Below are 20,906 nucleotides of genomic sequence, written 5' to 3'. Positions count from 1 at the left end.
GAAGCCGGCGACGCCACGAGGGCGCACGAGGCGGTCTTACAGCACCGGTAGCAGCGCGCTCTTCAATTCGCGCAAGAGAGCCTGCACCGCGGCGGCGTTGCGCCGCCGCTCGGGGATCGCGGCCTTGACCCACAGCTCGGGAATTGGAAAGTCGCGCAGCACCGGCTTGAGCGTACCGTCGCGCAGGGCATCCGCCACGAGATAATGAGAGATCAGCGCGATGCCGTTGCCGGCGGTCGCGCTGCGCGCCAGCACATGGCCCTCGTTGGAGGAGAGCAGCGGGCTGACCTGGACGCTGATGCGTCCGCGCGGGCCGTCGAAGATCCACTCCGGTCCCGTCGGCAGGAAGCTGAGGCAGCGATGGTCGACAAGGTCGCGCGGGTGCTTTGGCGCGCCGTGCTTCTTCAAATAGGCCGGTGAGGCGCAGAGCAGCCGTTTCAGCGGACACAGCGGCTCGTCGACCACACCGCCGAAGGAATGAGGGAAGGCGCCGATGGCGATGTCAAAGCCTTCGGTGACGGGATCGACCGGGCGGTCGATCAGCACGATCTCGAGTTTCAATCGCGGGTTCTGCGTCTGGAAGGCGCTGAAGGCGTCGGCAAGGCGCGCCACGGTGAGCGAGGTCGGCGCCTTGATGCGGAGGTGATCGACGAGATCGTGTCCCTTCTCGCCCATCCGCGAGAGCAGGTCGGTGGCATCGGCGACGACACTGCGGGCGCGATGCACATAGCGCTGGCCGGCTTCCGTCAGGCGCAATTGCCGGGTCGAGCGATGGAACAGCGGCGCGCCGATCCGCGCCTCCAGTTGCGTGACGCGCTTGGCCACGACCGAGGTCGAGACATTGAGCTTGCGCGCGGCGGCAGAGAATCCGGCCGCATCCGCGGTGGCGAGGAAGGCCTGAAGGTTCACCAGGATGTCCATGTCGACCTTTCTCGATTCGAGAAAGCTGATCGCATATTTTGGTGGATTGTAGCTCGCCCTGCGTTAATTCATAGTCGGCTTCAAGCAAGAGATTTTGGGAGCGGACGCGCATGCGGGCCATGATGATCGAAGAACCGGCACGCCAGGTGCCGCTCTACGGCGAATATGAAGTCGTCGTTCTCGGCGGCGGCCCTGCCGGCATCGTGGCGGCGGCGTCAGCGGCGCGCGCCGGACGAAAGACGCTGCTGATCGAGCGCTACGGATTCCTCGGCGGCATGGGCACGGCTGCCGGCGTCACCAATTTCTGCGGCCTGCATGGCAATGTCTACGGCCAGGCCCACCGGCTGGTGCAGGGCATGGCGTCCGATCTGCTGGCGCGGATCGATCATTTGAACGGCCTCAACGCGCCGCATCTGATCCTCGGCAAGGTCTTCGCCCAGGCCTATGACACCGCGGCCTACAAGATCGCGGCCGACGAACTGCTCGCAAGCCACAAGGTGCACCTCCTCTTCCATGCGCTCGGCGCCGGCGTCGTGATGGGCGATAACAGCCGCATCGATGCGCTGATGGTCGAGACCAAGGCCGGACGGCAGGCGGTCCGCGCCGAGATCTTCATCGATTGCTCCGGCGACGGCGACCTCGCGGTCTGGGCCGGGGCGCCGTTCGAGGTCGGCGATGAGCACGGCCATCCGATGTACCCCTCGATGATGCTCCGTCTCAACGGCATCGATCCCGAGAAGGCTGGCGATGCCTGGCGGACCATCCCGCAATTGATGGAGAAGGCGATCGCCGCCGGCACCCACACATTCCCGCGCAAGAGCGCGATCGTGCGACCGCAGAAATCAGGCATCGAATGGCGGGTGAATTTCACCCAAGTGGCGCGCGAGGACGGCCATGCCATCAACGGCATCGAGCCCGACGACCTCACCCGCGGCGAGATCGAGGGCCGCAAGCAGGCGCTGGCCGCATTCGAGTTCCTGCGCAGCACCGTGCCGGGCTTCGAAAAGTGCTACATCGTCGATTTGCCGCCGCAGCTCGGCATCCGCGAGACCCGCCGCATCAAGGGCGGCTACCAGCTCAGCGGCGAGGACGTGCTCGGCTGTGCCTCGTTCGCGGATTCGATCGGCGTCAATGGCTGGCCGATCGAGGCCCATGTTCCCGGCGACGTCGTCTTCACGTTCCCGCCAATCCCGGAATCGCGCGGCTATAGCGAGCTGCCTTACCGGATGCTGGTGCCCGAGGGCGTCGACAATCTCCTCGTCGCCGGCCGCTGCGCCTCGATGACCCATGAGGGGCAGTCGGCGGCGCGGGTTTCCGGTGCCTGTTTCGTGATGGGGGAGGCCGCCGGTTCCGCCGCGGCGCTGGCGCTCTCAGGAAACCGCATCCCGCGCGACATCCCCATTGAAAAATTGCAGGAAACGTTGAAACAACAGGGCGCCTTCATCGGGCGGGACCAGCCCGTGCCCGAAGGTTTGTGACGGTTGTAACATTACGACCGAGAGAACGACGACGGAGGACACGGGATGATCGGGATTGCGCGGCTCGCACTGGCTGGCCTGATGACGATCACAGCGATGGGCACGGCCCGGGCCGAAGACGCGCTGAAGGCCAGGATCGGCGTGCTCCGCCTGTCGTCGTCCGCGCCCGTCTTCATTGCGCAGGACAAGGGCTATTTCCGCGAGGCCGGTCTCGACGTCGAGCTGAAGTTCTTCGATGCGGCGCAGCCGATCGCGGTCGCGACGACCTCGGGCGACATCGATTTCGGCGTCACCGCCTTCACCGCCGGTCTCTACAATCTCGCCGGCAAGGGCACGCTGAAAGTGATCGGCGGCATGAGCCGCGAGAAGGCCGGTTATCCCCTGATCGGCTATTTCGCCAGCAACAACGCCTATGCCGCCGGGCTGAAGACGCCGAAGGACCTCGCGGGCAAGCGCGTGGCCGTGACGCAGGTTGGCTCGTCCTTTCACTATTCGCTGGGGTTGCTCGCCGACAAATACGGTTTCAAGCTCACCGACGTGAAGATCGTGCCGCTGCAATCGCTGTCGAACGCGGCCGCCGCACTGAAGGGCGAAACCGTGGATGCGGCGCTGCTGCCGATCTCCACCGCGCGAAAGCTGATGGACGAGGGCGGCGCGAAGTTTTTGGGTTGGGTCGGCGACGAGACGCCCTGGCAGCTCGGCGCAGTGTTCGCCTCGCCCAAGACGCTGACCAACAAGGTGCTGGTGACAAAATTTCTCGGCGTACTCGCGAAAGCCGACCGCGAATATCACGACGTCATCCTCGCCGCGATGAAGGACGGCGTCGCGCCCATCAACGACAAGACAAAACCGTTGCTGGAGATCATCGCAAAATACACCAATTTGCCGGTCGAGCAGGTGGTCGGCAATTGCGCCTATATCGATCCCGACGGCAAGCTGGACGTCAAGAACGTCGACAACCAGATCAAATGGCTCCAGGAGCAGGGCTTTGCCGACAAGGGCTTTGATGCGAACGCGATCATCGCCAAGGATTTTGTGAAGACGGATTGAGAGTAGAACGCAGCTTATGGACCTGATCGCCAACCACATCAGCCACCGTTTCGGCGACCTCGCCGTGCTCGACGACGTTTCCTTCACCGTCGGCGCTGGCGAGGTGGTGGCGATCGTCGGTCCGTCCGGCTGCGGCAAGAGCACGCTGCTGTCGATCCTCGGCGGGCTGTTGCAGCCGACCTCGGGCGCGCCGGAGCTGCGCGGGACGCCGCCGGCGGACAGCCTCAATCCGCTGACCTTCGTGTTCCAGGATTTCGCGCTGCTGCCCTGGGCGACGGTGGAGGAGAATGTCGAATTCCCGCTGCTGCATACCCAGCTCTCGGCCGTGCAGCGCCGCGCGCTGGTCGACGACGCCTTGCGCCGCACCGGCCTGACCGACTTCCGCACAACCTATCCGAAGCAGCTCTCCGGCGGCATGCGCCAGCGCGTCGGCATTTCGCGCGCGCTTGCGGTCAAGCCCGCCATCCTGCTGATGGACGAGCCGCTCTCGGCGCTGGATTCGCAAACCCGCGAATTGCTGATGGAAGACTTCGTCCGCCTGCTCGCCGATGGCGGCATGGGCGCGGTCTATGTCACCCACAATCTCGAGGAAGCCGCACGGCTCGCCGACCGCATCGTGGTGCTGTCGCGGCGGCCGGGCCGTATTCGCGAGGTCGTGACCGTACCGATGACGCGCACCGAGCGCGGCGAGATCGCTGCGCGTGAAAAGCTGCTGGCGCTTCAGAACCAGATCTGGTCGCTGATCCGCAACGAGGCGATCGACGCCGAGCGCGAGGTCCAGCATGCTTGATCGCGCGGGGACGTCTGCGAAGGATGACACGACGCGGCGCGTCCGTTTTCGCGGCGCCGGGTTCGTGCCCGCCAGCAGCCGCTTCGGCGGCTGGATCGCGCTCGCCCTCGTCATCGCGATCTGGCAGGCGGCCGGCAGCGCGGGGCTCGTCAATCCGCTGTTCCTGCCGGCGCCGGCTGCGATCGCGCGGGCGATCTACGAGCTCGCGATGTCAGGCGCGCTCTGGCAGCATCTGTCGGCCTCGATACTGCGCATCGGCGTCGGCTGGGTGCTGGGAACGGCGGCCGGCGTCGCGGTCGGCTTCGCCATCGGCCTGTCGCGGCTTGCGCGCAGCGTCGGCATCACCTTCATCTCGGCGCTGTTCCCGATCCCGAAGATCGCACTGCTGCCATTGCTCATTCTCTGGCTCGGCATCGGCGAAGAGCCGAAGATCGCGACCATTGCGCTCGGCGTGTTCTTCTCCACCGCGATCTCGGTCTATAGCGGCGTCGATGCGGTGCCGCGCAACCTCATCCGCATGGCGCAGAGTTTCAACGTTCCCTTCGCCACCATCGTGCGCAAGGTGATCTGGCCCGGCGCGCTACCCGCCATCCTCGCCGGCTTCCGCATCACCGCGTCCGTCGCGCTGCTGCTCGTCGTCAGCGCCGAGATGATCGGCGCCCAGTACGGGATCGGCGCCTTTGTGCTTCAGGCCGGCAATCTGATGCAGACGGACCAGCTGCTCGCGGGCGTGGTGATCCTGTCGGTGTTCGGGCTTGTGGTCGGGAAGGTGATCGGCTGGCTGGAGGTTAAATTATTGCACTGGCGGTGAGGCATACTCCCGTCATTGCGAGGAGCGAAGCGACGAAGCAATCCAGACAATCTCCACAGAAAGATTCTGGATTGCTTCGCTTCGCTCGCAATGACGATGTGGCTAGCAGCGTCGCCTACGCGTTCCCGCGATCCTCGCGGAACAGATCCAGCTTCTGCTGCACCGGGCGATCCGAGAAGCTGAACAGCACGGCGTCGTCTTCGGCCTCGTGCGTCACCCACTGCCAGCTCGGCACCACGAACAAGTCTCGTGGGCCCCATTCGAAAACGGCATCACCGATCCGGCTGCGTCCCTTGCCCTCAATCGGACAGAACACGGTCGCATCGGTCGCGCGGTAGCGTGCGGTCTTGAAACCCTTCGGCAGCAATTGGATGAAGGTGCCGATGGTCGGCATTGCGAAATCGCCGGTCTCGGGGTTGCTGAATTTCAGCTTCAAGCCGTGGCAGGCGTCCCACTCCTGGCTCGCGCGTGCCTTCTCCAGCGCCTCGCGGGTGTAGGCATAGGGATAGCTGAAGATCGGTGAGGTCTTGGACGATCGCTTTGCGTCGACCGGCAGCAGATTGTGGCCGTAGCGTGCGAAGCTGTCGCCGGCGGGCTTTGTGATCCTCTGCTGGTCGTCCTTGGAACCTTCCGCAAAAGAACAGTCGAGGAACTGCACCAGCGGGATGTCGAGGCCGTCGAGCCAGAACATCGGCTCATCGGTCTCGTTGGAATGATCGTGCCAGGTCATCGACGGCGTGATGATGAAATCGCCGGGCTCCATCGCGGTGCGCTCGCCGTCGACCGCGGTGTGGGCGCCCTTGCCTTCGAGCACGAAGCGCAGCGCCGACTGGCTGTGGCGGTGCGCGGGCGCGACGTCGCCGGGCACCACCATCTGCACGCCGGCATAGAGCGAGGTCGTGATTTTCGACTGGCCGCGCAGGCCGGGGTTCTCCAGCACCAGCACGCGCCGCTCGGCTTCCTTGGCCGTGATTAGTCGGCCCGCTTCCGTCATGTAGTCGCGGATGACGTCGAATTTCCACAGATGCGGGCGGCAGGCGCTCTTCGGCTCCGGCGTGATCAAATCGCTCATCACCGTCCACAGCGCGGTGAGGTTTTCGCCGTCGATCTTCCGGTAGAACGCCTCGCGTTCCGGCGTCTTGGTCACGGCTTCCATGGTGCGGCTCCCGTTCGTTTTGTTGATTGACAGTATACTGACGATCTAGGTAGCGTCAACGTGACGAACGGCCTACAAAGCCGCTGTCATTCCGGGGCGCGCCGAAAGGCGCGAGCCCGGAATCCATACTCCCGATCGTGGTTATGGATTCCGGGCTCGACGCTAGCGCGTCGCCCCGGAATGACGAATAAAATACAGGGAGGGTTCCGATGAAGCTGCACGGCTATTTCCGCTCCAGCGCCGCCTATCGGGTGCGGATCGCGCTGAACCTCAAGGGCCTCGGCGCCCAGCACCTGCCGCATCATCTTCGCAAGGGCGAGCAATGTGCGCCCGCCTATCTCGCCATCAATCCGCAAGGGCTGGTGCCGACGCTGGAGAACGATGCGGGAGCGGTACTGACCCAATCCGTCGCCATCATCGAATGGCTCGACGAGACGCACCCCAATCCGCCGCTGCTGCCGAAGGATCCGCTGCCACGCGCCAAGGTCAGGGCGTTCGCGCTGGCGATCGCCTGCGACACCCACCCGGTGCAGAATTTGAAGGTGCTGGCGCGGCTGCGCGAGCTCGGGCTCGCCGAGGAGAAGGTTCAGGACTGGGCGGCGTGGGTCAACCGCGAGGGGTTGTCGGCCTGCGAGACGCTGGTCAGGGACGAGGCGGGGCCGTTCTGCTTCGGCGATGTGCCGACGCTCGCCGATCTCTGCCTGGTGCCGCAGCTCGCCAATGCGCGCCGTTTCGGCGTCGATGTGTCGGCATATCCGCGGCTGCTGAAGGCGGAGGCTGCGGCAAAGGCGCTGCCGGCCTTCGCAAGCGCCGCCCCGGAGAAGCAGCCCGATGCCGAGTAAGCCCGCCCCTCCGATCACGATAGACGCGGTCTATGCCGCGCCGGGCTATCTGTTCCGGCGCATGCAGCAGATCGCAGTCTCGATCTTCATGGAGGAGTGCAAGGCGTTCGATCTCACGCCGGTGCAATACGCCGCACTGATCGCGATCCACACCCATCCCGGCATCGACGCGACACGGCTGTCGGCGGTGATCGCTTTCGACCGCTCCACGCTCGGCAGCGTGATCGAGCGGCTGCAGGCCAAGGATTTTATCGAGCGCAAGCCGGCACCCGAAGACAAGCGGATCAAGCTGCTTTATCTGACGAAATCAGGCGCCGCGATCCTGCGCGAGATCATCCCCGCCGTCGAGCGCGCTCAGGCGCGAATGCTGGAGCCGCTGAAACCCGCCGACCGCAAGGCGCTGATGGGGCTTTTGGTGCAGCTCGTCGACCTCAACAACGAGGCCTCGCGCGTGCCGCTGCGCGCGGAGGACGCGCTGGAGCATCTGGGGAAGGGTGGGTGAGGGGGGCGTCTCTCGTGTTTAGTGACGCCGTTGCCCCAGTCTCAACTGTCATTCCCCGCGAAGGCGGGGAATCCAGTACGCCGCGGCTTCTCCGCATCCCTCGCCGTCTCGGAATACTGGATCGCCCGCCTTCGCGGGCGATGACAGCGAGTTTGGGACTGCTACATCCTCAACAACGCCTGCCGATCAATCTTCCCCGTCCCCGTCTTCGGCAGCTCGTCGATGAAGATCACCTCGCGCGGATATTTGTAGGGAAGCAGCTTGCCCTTGACGTAATCCTGTAGCCGCCGCGTTGCCTCATTCTGATCGGTCGCGCGGTTGTTCATCACCACCACCGCCTTCAGCGTCATGCGGCGGTCCGGCAGCTCGGCAGCGAACACGGCGCATTCGCGGATGTCGGGGTGGTCGGCGAGGCACAGCTCGACTTCGAGCGGGTAGACCCACTGGCCTGAGATCTTGATGAGGTCGTCGGCACGGCCGCGGAAGAAGTGGAAGCCGTCGGCATCGCGCACGAAACGGTCGCCGGTGTAGATCCAGCCGCCCTCGCGGATGGTCTCGGCGGATTTGTCCGGCCGGTTCCAGTACAGCGGCGTGTTGGAATCGCCGCGCACCCACAAGATGCCTTCCTCGCCGTCGGCGACGTCGCGGCCGTCCTTGTCGCGCAGTGCGACCTCGTAGCCCGGCACGCGCAGGCCGGCGGCGCCGAGCTTCTTCTGCGCGGGGCGGTTGGAGAGATAGATGTGCAGCACTTCGGTCGAGCCGAGGCCTTCGACGATTTCGAGGCCGGTGAGCGTCTTCCAGCCGTTGAAGACGTCCGCAGACAAGACCTCGGCCGCGGAAAGCGACATGCGCAGCGACGAGAAGTTGGTCTTGTCCGCTCCCTCCGCTTTGGTCAGTGAGGTGTACAGCGTCGGCAGGCCGAAGAAGACCGTTGGCTTGTATTGCTCGATCGCGGCAAAGATCGATGCAGGCTTCGGCTGGCCCGGCAACAGCAGCGTCGCGGCACCCGCGGAGAACGGGAAGGTGACGGAATTGCCGAAACCGTAGGCGAAGAAGATCTTCGGCACCGAGAAGCAGATGTCGCCGGGCGTCAGCTTGAGCACGTTCTGCGCAAAGGCGGCATCGCTGTAGGCCATGTCGTGCTGGAGATGCACGATGCCCTTGGGCCGGCCGGTCGAGCCGGAGGAGTACATCCAGAACGCCATCTCGTCGCGATGGGTGTCCGCTTCCGCGAGCTCGGCCGGGAACTGCGCGAGCCAGCCGGGCGCCGCGATCGCCGCAGGCGCGGCGTGGTCGCGCGCTTCGCCGTTGACGACGATCAGCGTGCGCAGGCAGGTCGCCTTGCAGGCCTCCGCATCGAAGCGCGTCGCGAATTCGGCATCCGCCACCGCGACCGCCGCGCCGGAATCGGCGAGATAGAATTGCAGCAGGTCCGGCGGCGTCAGCGTGTTGATCAGCAACGGCACGAAGCCGGCGCGCACCGCGCCGAAGAAGGCGGCCGGATAGGCCGGTGTGTCGTCGAGGAACAGCAGCACGCGGTCGCCGCGCTTCAGGCCGAGCGATGCGAACCCGTTGCCCCAGCGGCAAGCTTCCGCGCAAAGCTCGGCATAGCTGCGCGTCCCCGCGGGCCCGATCAGCGCGGGCTTGTCGCCGCGGCCCTTGGCGAGCTGGTCGAACAGCACGCGGCTGGCATTGTAGGTTTGCGGAATGGCAAAGCCGATTTCGCGGGCGCCCGGGCTGTCGGCGGGCACCTGATCGCGGATCTCGCTGCTCATGCGGCATCTCCGCCGTTCTTCTCGGCCTCGTAGCGCGTCATGAAGGCGGGCGACATCGTGCGCAGCCGGGGGTCGTCGATGCGGCCGGAGCGGGTGATGTAGCTGTAGGCGAAGTCCATCAGGCCGAGCTGCATGTGCTGGGCGAAGTGCTCGTACCAGAAGGCCGAGGTGCGCGCGGCATTGACGAGCTTCTGCACCACCGGTTTTCGCGCGGCCTGATAACGGTGCAGCGCGGTCGACAGATGCGCATCCGACTCCAGCGCCTTGACCAGCGCAATGGCGTCCTCGATCGCGAGCCGCGTCCCCGAGCCGATGGAGAAATGCGCCGAGTGCAGGGCGTCGCCGAGCAGCACCATGTTCTTGAACGACCAGTGCTCGTTCCAGACCCAGGGAAAGTTGCGCCAGACCGACTTGTTGGAGACCAGGCAGTGGCCGCCCAGCGTGTCGGCAAAGACCTCCTCGCAGACGCCCTTGCACTGCTCGGCATCCTTGTAGGCGAAGCCATAGGCCTGCCATGTCGCGTGGTCGCATTCGACCAGGAAGGTGCTCATGGTCGGGGAGTAGCGATAGTGATGCGCATTGAAGGCGCCGCGGTCCGTCTTCACGAAGGTCTGCGACAGCGTGTCGAAGCGTTTCGAGGTCCCGTACCAGACGAACTTGTTGGAGGAGTAGGACAGCGACGTGCCGAAATCGCCCTCATAGGCGCGCCGCACCAGCGAATTCAGCCCGTCGGCCGCGACGATCAGGTCGTGGCCGTTGAGCTGGTCGATGGCGTGGATCTGCGTGTCGAAGCGCGGCGTGACGCCGGCGTCGAGCGCGCGCTGCTGGAGGAACTGCAGGAGCTCCAGCCTGCCGATCGAGGAGAAGCCGACGCCGTCGATGGCGACGCTGTCGCCGTGAAGGTTCAGCGTGATGTTCTCCCAGCTCTCCATATGCGGCGCGATCGCATCGACCGTTTCGGGGTCGTCGGCGCGCAGGAATTCCAGGGCCTGATCGGAGAACACGACGCCAAAGCCCCAGGTCGCGTCGGCCGGGTTCTGTTCGAACAGGTCGACTTGATCCTCGGGGTGACGCTTTTTCCAGAGATAGGCGAAGTAGAGCCCACCGGGCCCCCCGCCAATCACGGCGATCCGCAACGTCTGCCTCCCTAATTGACAGTATACTTACTATCTAGGGGTACACTAATGTGCTCCGGCCGTCCGCGCCAGCGGAATTATCGAAGGCGGGGCGCGTCGAAGCTTACTCCCGGACACGCGCCAGGCGCGTGTCCGGGGCAGTGACGTTGCGAACCATAGCCAAACCGCGCGAGCTTGGCCATCCGGGGTCAGACGCAGCGCTTCACGTAGACGCCGTTCACCAGCACCCTGGTACAGCGGACCGCGGGAACCGGCTTGCGCACCACGACGGCCGCATTCGGCCCGGCACAGCCGGCGCGGTAGACGCCGCGGGCGCACACCACCGCGTTGGCATCGGTAGACTCAAAGGTCATGCTCGCGCCGAAGGCGAGGAGCGCGGCAGCAATAAGCAGAAATGAACGCATGTCTTTCTCCGGTCTTGTCGTGATCGAAATCGGTTACTTGCAAAGGGTTTGTCGCGGCAGGCGCGCGAAAATTCATTCGCGCGCGGCCGGTCGGTGGCGCGCGCTTGGCGCGCAATCCCGCGCCGCTTATCGCGCCGCGAATGGCGCCAGCACTTCCTTGCAGGCGGGTGACAGCGACGCGGCATTGCTGGAGATGCATTGCACGATGCGGCCCCCGCCCGGCGCGACGCCGGCGCAGAGCGTGCGGATGTCGGCACCGCAGGCCGAGCGCACGATGAACAGTTCTTCGCGCGGCCGTAGCGGGCGCAGAACGATCACGGCCGGCGCCGCCGCCGGTGCTGCTGCCGGAGGAGCTGCGCCCGCAGGTGCTACTGTCGCAGCAGCGCCGCCGCCACCAGTTGCGGCGCTCACCGCCTTCTCACAGGCCGGCGAAACCTTGGCCTTGTTCTTCTCGAGACATTCGAGGGCGGGGGCGCCACCCGGCGGCACGCTGGCGCACACCTTGGGATAATCGGCGCGGCACGCGCTCTTGACCGCGGCAATCTGCGTGCTGCTCGGCTGCTTTGACGCCGCCGCTTTCGGAGCGGCTGCGGCGGCGGGGGCCGCTTCGGTCTTTGCCGGTTCGGACTTGGCGGGTGCAGCTTCAGTCTTCGGCGCCGCAGCGGGCTCGACCGCGCGAACCGCGGTCTGGCATCCCGATGACAGGCTGGACATGTTCTTCTGGAGACATTGATACGCCTCCACGCCGCCGGGCGTGACACTCGCGCAGTGCGCCATGAAGTCCGAGCGGCATGCGGAGCGGATGGCGCTCTTCTGAGCGTCGGTCGGCGCTTGCGCGAATGCGCCTGTTGCAGTTGCGAAGAGCGTTGCCGCCAGCAGCGCGCGACGCGTTGATGCATGTTTCAACGTGTTGAACATTTGGGTAAATTCCCTGCCCTGTCGGTCACGCCGACGACTTTTAAATGTAATGCAAGCAATCATTGCGGGTGATGCCGCGTGCATCATCATTGGCTGCCTCGGCCTCTACCGCAAGTAGATTATACGGGCGCAATTGCGACGTAACTAGAGCACAGCACGATCCGGAAAAGTGTGCCGCGGCTTTCCCTCGCGACAAACGCGGAATGCGTTGGCGCGGAGATCATGCTCAAACAATACGGCGTCAGAGCTTGACCATGCGCTTGCCGCGGTTCTCTCCCGCCAGCAATCCGATCAGCGCCTTCGGCGTATTCTCCAATCCGTCGATGATGTCCTCCTGCACCTTCAGCTTGCCGGATGCGACCCAGCCCTGGAGGTCGGCGAGCGCGCGCTGGCTCTCCTTCATGTAGTCCATCACGATGAAGCCCTGCATGACGAGCCGCTTCACCACGATCAGGCCGGGCACGCCGCGCGGGCCGTGCGCGGCAGGTGCGCCGTCATATTGCGAGATCGCGCCGCAGCAGGCGATGCGGCCGTAATTGTTCATCTGCGGCAGGCAGGCTTCCAGAATGTCGCCGCCGACATTGTCGAAATAGACGTCGATGCCTTTTGGCGCCGCCGCGCGCAGGGCCTTGAACACCGCGCCGTCCTTGTAGTCGACGGCGGCATCGAAGCCGAGCTCGGAGGTCAGCCAATTGCACTTGTCTGCGCCGCCGGCGATGCCGACCACGCGACATCCCCTGATCTTGGCGATCTGCCCGACGATCGAGCCGACGGAGCCGGCCGCCGCGGACACCACGACGGTCTCGCCCTCTTTGGGCTTGCCGACCTCCAGTAGGCCGAAATAGGCGGTGAGGCCGGCGATGCCGTACACGCTGAGCAGATGCGTCATCGGCTCCAGCTTCGGCATTTTCGTGAGATGCTTTGCCGGCACCGCGGCAAACTCCTGCCAGCCGGTGTCGCCGAACACGATGTCGCCGGCAGCCAGCCCCGGCGCCTTCGAGCTGACGACCTCAGCGATGCCGCCGCCGGCCATCACGCTGTTGGCCTCGACCGCGGAGCGATAGGTCGCGCCGTGCATCCAGGCGCGGTTGGCGGCGTCGAGCGAGATGTAACGCACCTGCAGCAAGGCCTCGCCGTCCTTCGGCTCCGGCATCGCACCCTCGACCATCTTGAAGTGCTCGGCACCGAGCTTGCCGCTGGGCTTTTCGACCAGAAGAATCTGGCGATTGATGCTGCTGCTCATGGCGTTTCCTCTTCGTTTGCTTGACGATTATTGATGCAGCCGCCGCAAAGAAAACGTGCAAGCCGCATTCGTTGTGCGCTGCATGAAGGCTAGATCGCGCCGACCCGTTTCGCAACGGGAACATCAGGCCATCGCGCGAGCACGCCAAGCGTGTTGCGTCGTCGTCATATCTGCGACATCATGAAGCGCCGGTGTAGGTGGGGGTAAGCGATGTCGAACAAGTTTACGCAATACATTCTGGCCGCGATGGTGCTGGGCATCGTCATGGGGGCGGCGATCTTCAACTTCCTGCCTGACACCAGAGCCGAATGGGCTTCCTCCATCAACCTGATCGCCATGATGTTCCTGCGCTTGATCAAGATGATCATCGCGCCGTTGGTGTTCGCGACCCTGGTCGGTGGCATCGCGCATATGGGCAGCGGTTCGCGGCTCGGGCGCATCTTCGCCAAGACCATGGGCTGGTTCGTCAGCGCGTCCTTCGTGTCGCTGCTGCTCGGCCTCGTCATGGTCAATCTGCTCCAGCCCGGCGCGAACTTCCCCGGCACGCTGCCGCAGGCGGGGCAATCGACCGGCTTGCCGGTCTCGGCCTTCTCGATCGAAAAATTCCTGACCCATCTGATCCCGACCTCGATCGCAGACGCCATGGCGCAGAACGAGATCCTGCAGATCGTGATCTTCGCCGTGTTCTTCTCGGTGGCGATGGGCTCGATGCCCGAACGGTCGAAGCCGATCCTGGCAATGATCGACGACGTCGCTCACATCATGCTCAAGGTGACGAGCTATGTGATGCTGTTCGCCCCGCTCGCGGTATGGGCCGCCATCACGGCCACTGTCGCCAAGAACGGCCTCGGCGTGCTGTGGAAGCTCATCGTCTTCATGGGTGGCTTCTATCTCGCGCTTGGGATCCTGTGGGTCATCCTGATGATCGTTGGCTTTATGGTGATCGGGCCGCGATACAGCCATCTGTTGAAGCTGATCMGCGAACCCCTGATGATCGCGTTCTCCACCGCGAGCTCGGAAGCGGCCTATCCGAAGACGCTGGAGGGGCTGACCAAGTTCGGCGCGTCGTCACGGATCTCGAGCTTCGTGCTGCCGCTCGGTTACTCCTTCAATCTCGACGGCACGATGATGTACTGCACCTTCGCGAGCATATTCATCGCGCAGACCTACCACATCGAGATGTCGCTCGCGACGCAGCTGGCGATGCTCGCGACGTTGATGATTACCTCCAAGGGCGTTGCCGGCGTACCGCGCGCATCCCTCGTGGTGATCGCCTCGACGCTGTCGCAGTTCGGCATCCCCGAGGCAGGCCTGCTGATGATCATGGGCATTGACACGTTCCTCGACATGGGACGCAGCGCCACCAATGTCATCGGCAATTCGCTCGCGACCGCCGTGGTCGCGAAGTGGGAAGGTGAGCTCGGGCCCGAGCACGAGCTCGGACCCGGCGAAGCGACGACGCCGGACATGGTTCCGGGCGAACTGCCCGCGATGGCCGGCCATTGACGGGAGTGCATCATGCGCCTTTCAACGGCGATATCGGGTGGCCTGTTGCTGGCGGCGTGCCTGCTGGCAACCGGCGCCTCCGCCCAGACCGGCGGCAGCGAAGGGCTTAGCCCGACGCTGTCGGCCATCAAGAACAGGCACACCGTGCGGCTCGGCTATCGCGAAAGCTCGCCGCCGTTCTCCTTCCTCGACCAGTCGGGCCGTCCGATCGGCTACAGCCTCGAACTCTGCGAGGCCATCGTCGAGGAGATCGGCGTCGAGGTCGACGATCCCGATCTGAAGATCGATTACGTCAAGGTCACCTCGGACGACCGCATCGACGCCGTGCTCCAGAACAAGATCGACCTGGAATGCGGTTCGACCACCGCCAATGCCGAGCGTGGCAAGCGCGTCGCGTTCTCGCCTTTGATGTTCGTCGCCGGCACCAAGCTGATGGTGCCGAAGGCGTCAAAGGTCCAGTCGTTGACCGATCTGAAGGGCAAGACCGTGGTGGTGACGAAGGGCACCACCAACGAGCAGGCGATCCAGGCGGCCGACAAGAAGTCCTCGCTCGGCCTCAACATCGTCACCTCGCCGGATCACGAGCAGTCATACCAGATGCTCGTCGACGGCAAGGCCGATGCGTTCGCGACCGACGACATCCTGCTCTCCGGCCTGATCGCGCGCCACAAGGCGCAGGACAAGTTCCGCGTCACCGGCGACTATCTGTCCTACGATCCCTACGGCATCATGTTCAGGAAGGGCGAGCCGCAACTGTCGGCGGTGGTCGAGCGCACCTTCCGCAAGCTCGGCTCCAATCGCGATCTCGTTCCGCTCTACAACAAATGGTTCAACGCGCGGCTGCCCACCGGCGAACGCCTGAACGTGCCGATCTCCCTGCAGCTGGAGGAAGCCTTCAAGGCGATGGACGACTCTGCCAGCGCGAATAATTAGCGGCGGCTTCTCTTACCCTCCCCCTCCAGGGGAGGGTGGGGATCTTCGCCGTGGCTATTGCGTTTCGTTCCCAAACACCCGATCCAGCGCCGCGTCGTACGTCGCCTGCACCAGCTCCGGATGCAGCTTCGCCAGCGCTTCCATCATCACGCCGGAATTGATTTCCAGCACCCGCCACACGCCATCGACACGGACCACGTCAATCGACGCAAAGGCGATGCCGATGGCGCTCGCGGCATCGGTCGCGAGCTTCACGCAGGCCGTACGAACCTTGTCGTCCTCCAGCAGCACCGGCTTTGCGCCGGCATCGAGATTGTGTCGCCAATCCGACCCACGCTGCTTGCTGTAGACGACGAGTGGCGCATCATCGAGCAGGATCACGCGCACCTCTTGCTCGATCGCGACATAGGGCGAGATCACGAGTCCGGCGCTCATCGAAAAGACCTCGGCAACCGCGTGGTCGAGTTCCGCCTCTGTCGTCACCTTGAACACCGAGCGCCCCGATGTCCCCTCGTTCGGCTTCACCACCACGCCTTGCGGATGGTCGTGAAGCAGCTCGAGCATTGCGTTTCGCCAATTGGGGCCAACAACGTTCTTGCCCAGCTTCGGGTTGAGGAAGAGGCGATGCGGAATGCATGGCACGCCCTCAAGCGCCAGCACCTCGGCAGTGGCCGATTTGTCGTTGGCGAGGCGGTGCGCGATGGCGCTGTTGAGGCCGATGTCGTAGCCGAACGCGAAGTGGCGCTTTACGCGGCTGCGCATCGCGAGCAGCCAGCCGCCGGCGCGGACATCGAGCGCGATGCCATGGGTTGCGCAATAGCGCCTGATCGCCTGGACGAAGATCCGCTCGCCGCTTGCCATGTGTTCAGTCGTTCCTGTCGCCAAGCCGCAAAAATGCGGGAAACGGCGCCAAACCGGGGTGAAAGTCAGAGCTATTCTTAATGAAATTCTCGCGAGCGCGACGGAAATTAAGTGCTGCAATCAGGCCCTGAAGGGAAAAGAAATTGCCCGCCGCGCATGCCCGGCAGCAGATTCATTAATGATGTGGCCATTTCCGCCGCAAATGCCGGTTTGAGCGGCATCAATTGCATCCGGAACGAGGTTGATTATTGGCCTCAATGGCGTAGATCACACACGCGAAATCCTCCGCCATGGCAATGGTGTCCGCCCCGCTTTCAGGGGCCGGGCAATGCTTTTGCCCTAAAACCGCAATTATTCGGAATATCGAAAATCATGAGCGCGTTTTACCGAGAGAAGGTTCTTTCCGTCCAGCACTGGACCGATACGCTGTTCAGCTTCCGCGCCACGCGCGACACCGGCTTCCGCTTCCAGAACGGCCAGTTCGCCATGATCGGCCTCGAGGTCGACGGCCGTCCGCTGCTGCGCGCCTACAGCATGGCGAGCGCCAACCACGAGGAAGAGCTCGAGTTCTTCTCGATCAAGGTTCAGGACGGTCCGCTGACCTCGCGCCTGCAGAAGATCAAGGAAGGCGACACCATCCTGGTCGGCCGCAAGGCGACCGGCACGCTGATCACCGACAACCTCATTCCCGGCAAGCGGCTGATGCTGCTCTCGACCGGCACCGGTCTCGCGCCCTTCGCCAGCCTGATCAAGGACCCCGAGGTCTACGACCAGTTCGACAGCATCGTGCTGGTGCATGGCTGCCGCCAGGTCTCCGAGCTTGCCTATGGCGAGAAGCTGGTTGCTTCCTTGCGCGAGGACGAGCTGTTCGGGGAGCTGCTGGCGGACAAGCTGATCTACTATCCGACCGTGACCCGCGAGCCGTTCAAGAACCGTGGCCGCATCACCGACCTCATCAACTCCGAGCAGATCTTCAACGATATCGGACAGGGCCCGCTCGACATCGAAACCGACCGCATCATGATGTGCGGCAGCCCGGCGATGCTGGAAGAGCTGAAGGTGATGTTCGAAGGTCGCGATTTCATCGAGGGAAGCGGCAACAAGCCCGGCCATTTTGTGATCGAGAAGGCGTTCGTCGAGCGGTAAGCGCCGTTCGGCTTTTGATTGACGCTCCGTAGCCAAAACATCGGTGTCGTCCCGGGGCGCGCGACTTGTCCGCCGTAGCTCGAAGAGCGAAGGCGGAAGCGCGAGCCCGGGACCCATAACCACAGGAAGTGGTTTGGCGACGGCTAGTGGTTATCAGCTCGCGCCATAACCTCTCCCTGTGGTTATGTGGCCCCGCGTTCGCGGGGACGACGGCGGAGAGTTTGGCTGGCATCCCGCCGCACACTCGCCAGCCATCCACGTCCCTCACCATCCTCCCCCGACTTTGTTATTGGCGCGTCTCGCGCGCCCCTTGTTATAAGCTCGCGCCAAAATCTCGCCGCGATGTTGCAATGCGAGAGCTGGGGAGCTGCGCAAATCTTGTCCGTGATCGACCATGGTCCGCCGAAACCGACTGCCTTCGTGCTGGCGGGCGGCGGCAGTTTTGGAGCGATCCAGGTTGGCATGATGCATTCACTGGCGCGGCACGGGGTCGTCGCCGATCTCGTCGTCGGCTCCAGCGTCGGCGCGATCAACGGCGCCTATTATGCCGGCGACCCCTCGCTCAAGGGCGTGCTGGGGCTGGAGGCGGTCTGGCGCGGCCTGAAGCGTCATGATGTCTTCCCGGTCACCTGGAAGAGCCTCGCCGGATTCATGTGGCGGCGCGATTTCCTGATTCCCCATGACGGCATCCGCAAGCTGGTCGAGGACCACATCCCCTATCGCAACCTCGAAGATGCCGCGCTTCCGGTGCACATCGTCACCACCGATTTCGTCTCCGGAGAGAGCGTGGTGTTGTCGGAGGGGGCGACGGTGGACGCGATCCTGGCGTCCACTGCGATCCCCGGCGCGTTCTCGCCGGTCTACTACCGCAATCGTTTCCTGGCCGACGGCGCGCTCTCCTCGAACACGCCGGTCCGGGTCGCGATCAAGAAAGGCGCAAAACGGCTGGTCGTGCTGCCGACCGGACACGCCTGCGCGGTGAAGGACCCGCCGGTGGGCGCGGTTGCCAATGCCCTGCATGCGCTGACGCTGCTGATCGCCCGGCAATTGGTGGCGGAGCTCGAGGGGGTGGCGTCCGACATCGAATATGTCGTGGTGCCGCCGCTCTGTCCGCTGGTGGGATCGCCCTACGATTTTTCGCGGACCGACGACCATATCGAGCGTGCGGTCGCGAGCACCGATGCCTGGCTGGCGCGAGGCGGCCTCGAGCAGCACGGCGTCATTCCGCACGAGGCGCAGCCTCATGGTCACTGATTTGTCATTTCATTTGAATCTATTGCACTGCGAAGCCCGCCGCGGGATGGATTGATTTGCGGCATCCGGATTCGGTAGCCTCAAGGCGGGGTCCGCGTCATAACCATGGACGTGGCGCGGGCGTATCATGCCCTGTCAGACTGACGAGAGGGATGTGGTCGTGGCCAACGATAACAAGACGCAAGCTTCGCCCGAAGGGCTGATGGAAACCCTGCTGCTGCCGTTCTCGCCGCGCTTCATCGTGCTGACCATCTGCGCGGTCGTCACCGCGCTGCTGATCGGCATCGGTCTCGCCGATGGCAAGATCTTCGACATCCTGCTGATCCCGATCCTGATCTTCGGCGCTCTCACGCTGCTCGGCGTCCGCGATCTCATGCAGAAGAGTCACGCGGTGCTGCGCAACTATCCGATCTCGGCGCATATCCGTTTTCTGCTTGAAGAGATACGCCCCGAGATGCGGCAGTATTTCTTCGAGAGCGAGAAGGACGGCATGCCGTTCTCGCGCGATACCCGCTCGCTGGTCTATCAGCGCGCCAAGATGGAGCTCGACAAGCGCCCGTTCGGCACCCAGGAGGACGTCTACCGCGAGGGCTACGAGTGGATGCATCACTCGGTCTCGCCGAAGACGCATGCCGAGGAGAAGTTTCGCGTCCCCATCGGCGGCCCCGATTGCGCAAAGCCATATTCGGCATCGGTGTTCAACATCTCCGCGATGAGCTTCGGCGCGCTCAGCCCGAACGCCGTGCGCGCGCTCAATGCCGGCGCTAGGAAGGGCGGCTTCGCGCATGACACCGGCGAGGGCGGCTTCAGTCCCTACCATCGCGAGATGGGCGGCGACATCATCTGGGAGATCGGCTCCGGCTATTTCGGTTGCCGTCATCTCGACGGCACGTTCGATCCGGAGGCATTCGCGCGCGTCGCGAGCCAGGACCAGATCAAGATGGTCGAGCTCAAGATCAGCCAGGGCGCCAAGCCCGGCCATGGCGGCGTGCTGCCGGCTGCGAAGGTGTCGGAGGAGATCTCAAAAATCCGCGGCGTCACGATGGGCGAGGACTGCATTTCGCCGGCCTCGCACCGCGCCTTCTCCACGCCTGTTGGCATGATGCAGTTCATCGCCGAGATGCGACGCTTGTCCGGCGGCAARCCGGCCGGCTTCAAGCTGTGCATCGGTCATCCCTGGGAATTCCTGGCGATCTGCAAGGCGATGCTGGAGACCGGCATCTATCCGGATTTCATCGTCGTCGATGGCAATGAAGGCGGCACCGGCGCCGCGCCGCTGGAGTTCATGGACCATCTGGGCATGCCGATGCGCGAGGGCGTCAATTTCGTCCACAACGCACTGGTCGGCATCAATGCGCGCGACCGCATCAGGATCGGCGCATCCGGCAAGATCGCGACCGCCTTCGACATGGCGCGGGCGATGGCGATTGGCGCTGACTATTGCAACTCGGCGCGCGGCTTCATGTTCTCGCTGGGCTGCATCCAGTCGCTGAGCTGCCACACCGACCGCTGCCCGACCGGGGTTGCGACCCAGGACCCGACACGTGCGCGTGCGCTCTATGTGCCGCTCAAGATCGACCGCGTGCATAATTATCACCATGCCACACTGCACTCGCTCACCGAGCTGATCGCCGCGGCCGGCCTCGAACATCCGCAGCAGCTGCGCCCGATCCACTTCAGCCAGCGGACATCGACCACCCAGGTGCGATCCTTTGCGCAGCTCTATCCGTCGCTGCGTCCGGGCGAGCTGCTCGAAGGCACCGAAGATCCGCGCTTCCGCGATGCCTGGCTGATGGCGCGGGCGGAGACGTTCCAGCCGGCGCCGTAGGGGCCACCGCATGATCCGCCGCATCCTGCGGCGGTAAAAATTCATCGGGATTGTGGTTGTGTTTTAACGTCTGTGTCAGCTTGGGGTGTAAATTGGCCCCATGGACGAGCGACGCGACAAAGCCAGGCACCGCGTGCTGAAAGCCGGAACCATCGAGTTCGGCGGCGGCGCGATCGACTGCACCGTCCGCAATTTCTCCGATACTGGTGCCGCGCTCGATGTCACCAGTCCGGTCGGTATCCCCGAGCGCTTCACTCTGGTCATCCAGGCCGACGGAACGCATCTCGCCTGCACGGTCGTCTGGCGCAAGGAGAAGCGGATCGGCGTGCGGTTCGGGTGAGCGGTCTGCGTT

General features: G+C 64.3%; 20 protein-coding genes. 12 read left to right on the top strand and 8 right to left on the bottom strand.

Going from position 1 to position 20,906, the window contains the following annotated elements:
- Positions 1 to 36 precede the first annotated feature (36 nt).
- Positions 37 to 921, bottom strand: coding sequence for a LysR family transcriptional regulator (locus tag AC1DW2_RS04350; RefSeq protein ID WP_441496829.1), 885 nt, complete (start codon positions 919 to 921; stop codon positions 37 to 39).
- A 110-nt stretch (positions 922 to 1,031) separates the two neighbouring features.
- Here AC1DW2_RS04350 and AC1DW2_RS04345 point away from each other — a divergent pair, with 110 nt between their 5' ends.
- From AC1DW2_RS04345 to AC1DW2_RS04330, 4 genes are read left to right on the top strand one after another with little or no spacing between them, the layout of a single operon-like run.
- Positions 1,032 to 2,399: an FAD-dependent oxidoreductase gene (locus AC1DW2_RS04345; protein WP_477005300.1), complete on the top strand. Its 1,368-nt coding sequence runs from the start codon at positions 1,032 to 1,034 to the stop codon at positions 2,397 to 2,399.
- 45 nt (positions 2,400 to 2,444) lie between these two features.
- A complete protein-coding gene (locus AC1DW2_RS04340) occupies positions 2,445 to 3,449 on the top strand; it encodes an ABC transporter substrate-binding protein (protein ID WP_441496831.1) in 1,005 nt (334 codons plus the stop codon).
- Positions 3,450 to 3,465: 16 nt separating this feature from the next.
- Positions 3,466 to 4,239, top strand: a complete 774-nt coding sequence (locus AC1DW2_RS04335) for an ABC transporter ATP-binding protein (protein WP_028159948.1) — start codon at positions 3,466 to 3,468, stop codon at positions 4,237 to 4,239.
- Positions 4,232 to 5,050 (top strand): ABC transporter permease, encoded by an 819-nt coding sequence (locus AC1DW2_RS04330; protein WP_441496832.1) that lies wholly within the window; start codon positions 4,232 to 4,234, stop codon positions 5,048 to 5,050. Before AC1DW2_RS04335 ends, AC1DW2_RS04330 begins: the two co-directional genes overlap by 8 nt.
- Positions 5,051 to 5,165: 115 nt before the next feature.
- Here the strand turns inward: AC1DW2_RS04330 and gtdA are convergent, their stop codons facing one another.
- Positions 5,166 to 6,206: a gentisate 1,2-dioxygenase gene (gtdA, locus tag AC1DW2_RS04325; RefSeq protein ID WP_441496833.1), complete on the bottom strand. Its 1,041-nt coding sequence runs from the start codon at positions 6,204 to 6,206 to the stop codon at positions 5,166 to 5,168.
- A gap of 209 nt (positions 6,207 to 6,415) precedes the next feature.
- Between gtdA and maiA the strand changes: the two genes are divergently transcribed.
- Together maiA and AC1DW2_RS04315 are read left to right on the top strand one after the other, a co-directional pair.
- Positions 6,416 to 7,048, top strand: coding sequence for a maleylacetoacetate isomerase (maiA, locus tag AC1DW2_RS04320; RefSeq protein WP_354118633.1), 633 nt, complete (start codon positions 6,416 to 6,418; stop codon positions 7,046 to 7,048).
- A complete protein-coding gene (locus tag AC1DW2_RS04315) occupies positions 7,038 to 7,550 on the top strand; it encodes a MarR family winged helix-turn-helix transcriptional regulator (protein WP_212485708.1) in 513 nt (170 codons plus the stop codon). Before maiA ends, AC1DW2_RS04315 begins: the two co-directional genes overlap by 11 nt.
- 161 nt (positions 7,551 to 7,711) lie before the next feature.
- Here the strand turns inward: AC1DW2_RS04315 and AC1DW2_RS04310 are convergent, their stop codons facing one another.
- The 5 genes from AC1DW2_RS04310 to AC1DW2_RS04290 all read right to left on the bottom strand — a co-directional run bounded on the left by AC1DW2_RS04310 (position 7,712) and on the right by AC1DW2_RS04290 (position 13,026).
- Positions 7,712 to 9,325, bottom strand: a complete 1,614-nt coding sequence (locus AC1DW2_RS04310; RefSeq protein WP_477005299.1) for a benzoate-CoA ligase family protein — start codon at positions 9,323 to 9,325, stop codon at positions 7,712 to 7,714.
- A complete protein-coding gene (locus AC1DW2_RS04305) occupies positions 9,322 to 10,461 on the bottom strand; it encodes an FAD-dependent monooxygenase (protein WP_085398803.1) in 1,140 nt (379 codons plus the stop codon). Before AC1DW2_RS04305 ends, AC1DW2_RS04310 begins: the two co-directional genes overlap by 4 nt.
- 188 nt (positions 10,462 to 10,649) lie before the next feature.
- A complete protein-coding gene (locus tag AC1DW2_RS04300) occupies positions 10,650 to 10,865 on the bottom strand; it encodes a hypothetical protein (protein ID WP_028148322.1) in 216 nt (71 codons plus the stop codon).
- A gap of 126 nt (positions 10,866 to 10,991) precedes the next feature.
- Complete coding sequence (locus AC1DW2_RS04295; RefSeq protein ID WP_441496836.1) at positions 10,992 to 11,783, bottom strand: cysteine rich repeat-containing protein; 792 nt, start codon at positions 11,781 to 11,783, stop codon at positions 10,992 to 10,994.
- 241 nt (positions 11,784 to 12,024) lie between these two features.
- Positions 12,025 to 13,026, bottom strand: coding sequence for an NADP-dependent oxidoreductase (locus AC1DW2_RS04290; RefSeq protein WP_441496837.1), 1,002 nt, complete (start codon positions 13,024 to 13,026; stop codon positions 12,025 to 12,027).
- Positions 13,027 to 13,236: 210 nt separating this feature from the next.
- Between AC1DW2_RS04290 and AC1DW2_RS04285 the strand changes: the two genes are divergently transcribed.
- Positions 13,237 to 14,532, top strand: coding sequence for a dicarboxylate/amino acid:cation symporter (locus AC1DW2_RS04285; protein WP_477005298.1), 1,296 nt, complete (start codon positions 13,237 to 13,239; stop codon positions 14,530 to 14,532).
- A gap of 12 nt (positions 14,533 to 14,544) precedes the next feature.
- Positions 14,545 to 15,465 carry an amino acid ABC transporter substrate-binding protein gene (locus tag AC1DW2_RS04280; RefSeq protein WP_441496838.1) on the top strand — a complete coding sequence of 307 codons (921 nt, stop codon included), beginning with the start codon at positions 14,545 to 14,547 and terminating at the stop codon, positions 15,463 to 15,465.
- 54 nt (positions 15,466 to 15,519) lie between these two features.
- Here the strand turns inward: AC1DW2_RS04280 and AC1DW2_RS04275 are convergent, their stop codons facing one another.
- The gene (locus AC1DW2_RS04275) at positions 15,520 to 16,326 is read right to left on the bottom strand and encodes an ATP-grasp domain-containing protein (protein ID WP_441496839.1); all 807 of its coding nucleotides are present in this window, start codon (positions 16,324 to 16,326) and stop codon (positions 15,520 to 15,522) included.
- A 372-nt stretch (positions 16,327 to 16,698) separates the two neighbouring features.
- On the opposite strand from AC1DW2_RS04275, the gene AC1DW2_RS04270 reads away from it, so the two are divergent.
- The 4 genes from AC1DW2_RS04270 to AC1DW2_RS04255 all read left to right on the top strand — a co-directional run bounded on the left by AC1DW2_RS04270 (position 16,699) and on the right by AC1DW2_RS04255 (position 20,894).
- Positions 16,699 to 17,472 (top strand): ferredoxin--NADP reductase, encoded by a 774-nt coding sequence (locus tag AC1DW2_RS04270; protein WP_014490313.1) that lies wholly within the window; start codon positions 16,699 to 16,701, stop codon positions 17,470 to 17,472.
- 342 nt (positions 17,473 to 17,814) lie between these two features.
- The gene (locus tag AC1DW2_RS04265; RefSeq protein WP_441496841.1) at positions 17,815 to 18,726 is read left to right on the top strand and encodes a patatin-like phospholipase family protein; all 912 of its coding nucleotides are present in this window, start codon (positions 17,815 to 17,817) and stop codon (positions 18,724 to 18,726) included.
- 202 nt (positions 18,727 to 18,928) lie between these two features.
- Positions 18,929 to 20,554 (top strand): FMN-binding glutamate synthase family protein, encoded by a 1,626-nt coding sequence (locus AC1DW2_RS04260; RefSeq protein WP_441496879.1) that lies wholly within the window; start codon positions 18,929 to 18,931, stop codon positions 20,552 to 20,554.
- Between the two features lie 100 nt (positions 20,555 to 20,654).
- A complete protein-coding gene (locus tag AC1DW2_RS04255; RefSeq protein ID WP_028159962.1) occupies positions 20,655 to 20,894 on the top strand; it encodes a PilZ domain-containing protein in 240 nt (79 codons plus the stop codon).
- Positions 20,895 to 20,906 lie beyond the last annotated feature (12 nt).

It is taken from the genome of Bradyrhizobium sp. P3_C3 (assembly GCF_056402655.1).
This window is presented reverse-complemented; position numbering and strand designations above follow the sequence as displayed.

Excerpts from the sequence above, each read along its gene's own strand:
- AC1DW2_RS04335 (WP_028159948.1), top strand. The coding sequence starts at position 3,466 with ATGGACCTGATCGCCAACCACATCAGCCACCGTTTCGGCGACCTCGCC.
- AC1DW2_RS04255 (WP_028159962.1), top strand. The coding sequence starts at position 20,655 with ATGGACGAGCGACGCGACAAAGCCAGGCACCGCGTGCTGAAAGCCGGA.
- AC1DW2_RS04270 (WP_014490313.1), top strand. The coding sequence starts at position 16,699 with ATGAGCGCGTTTTACCGAGAGAAGGTTCTTTCCGTCCAGCACTGGACC.
- maiA (WP_354118633.1), top strand. The coding sequence starts at position 6,416 with ATGAAGCTGCACGGCTATTTCCGCTCCAGCGCCGCCTATCGGGTGCGG.
- AC1DW2_RS04280 (WP_441496838.1), top strand. The coding sequence starts at position 14,545 with ATGCGCCTTTCAACGGCGATATCGGGTGGCCTGTTGCTGGCGGCGTGC.
- AC1DW2_RS04315 (WP_212485708.1), top strand. The coding sequence starts at position 7,038 with ATGCCGAGTAAGCCCGCCCCTCCGATCACGATAGACGCGGTCTATGCC.
- AC1DW2_RS04345 (WP_477005300.1), top strand. The coding sequence starts at position 1,032 with ATGCGGGCCATGATGATCGAAGAACCGGCACGCCAGGTGCCGCTCTAC.
- AC1DW2_RS04340 (WP_441496831.1), top strand. The coding sequence starts at position 2,445 with ATGATCGGGATTGCGCGGCTCGCACTGGCTGGCCTGATGACGATCACA.
- AC1DW2_RS04330 (WP_441496832.1), top strand. The coding sequence starts at position 4,232 with ATGCTTGATCGCGCGGGGACGTCTGCGAAGGATGACACGACGCGGCGC.
- AC1DW2_RS04350 (WP_441496829.1), bottom strand. The coding sequence starts at position 921 with ATGGACATCCTGGTGAACCTTCAGGCCTTCCTCGCCACCGCGGATGCG.
- AC1DW2_RS04295 (WP_441496836.1), bottom strand. The coding sequence starts at position 11,783 with ATGTTCAACACGTTGAAACATGCATCAACGCGTCGCGCGCTGCTGGCG.
- AC1DW2_RS04290 (WP_441496837.1), bottom strand. The coding sequence starts at position 13,026 with ATGAGCAGCAGCATCAATCGCCAGATTCTTCTGGTCGAAAAGCCCAGC.
- AC1DW2_RS04265 (WP_441496841.1), top strand. The coding sequence starts at position 17,815 with ATGTTGCAATGCGAGAGCTGGGGAGCTGCGCAAATCTTGTCCGTGATC.
- AC1DW2_RS04310 (WP_477005299.1), bottom strand. The coding sequence starts at position 9,325 with ATGAGCAGCGAGATCCGCGATCAGGTGCCCGCCGACAGCCCGGGCGCC.
- AC1DW2_RS04275 (WP_441496839.1), bottom strand. The coding sequence starts at position 16,326 with ATGGCAAGCGGCGAGCGGATCTTCGTCCAGGCGATCAGGCGCTATTGC.
- AC1DW2_RS04300 (WP_028148322.1), bottom strand. The coding sequence starts at position 10,865 with ATGCGTTCATTTCTGCTTATTGCTGCCGCGCTCCTCGCCTTCGGCGCG.
- gtdA (WP_441496833.1), bottom strand. The coding sequence starts at position 6,206 with ATGGAAGCCGTGACCAAGACGCCGGAACGCGAGGCGTTCTACCGGAAG.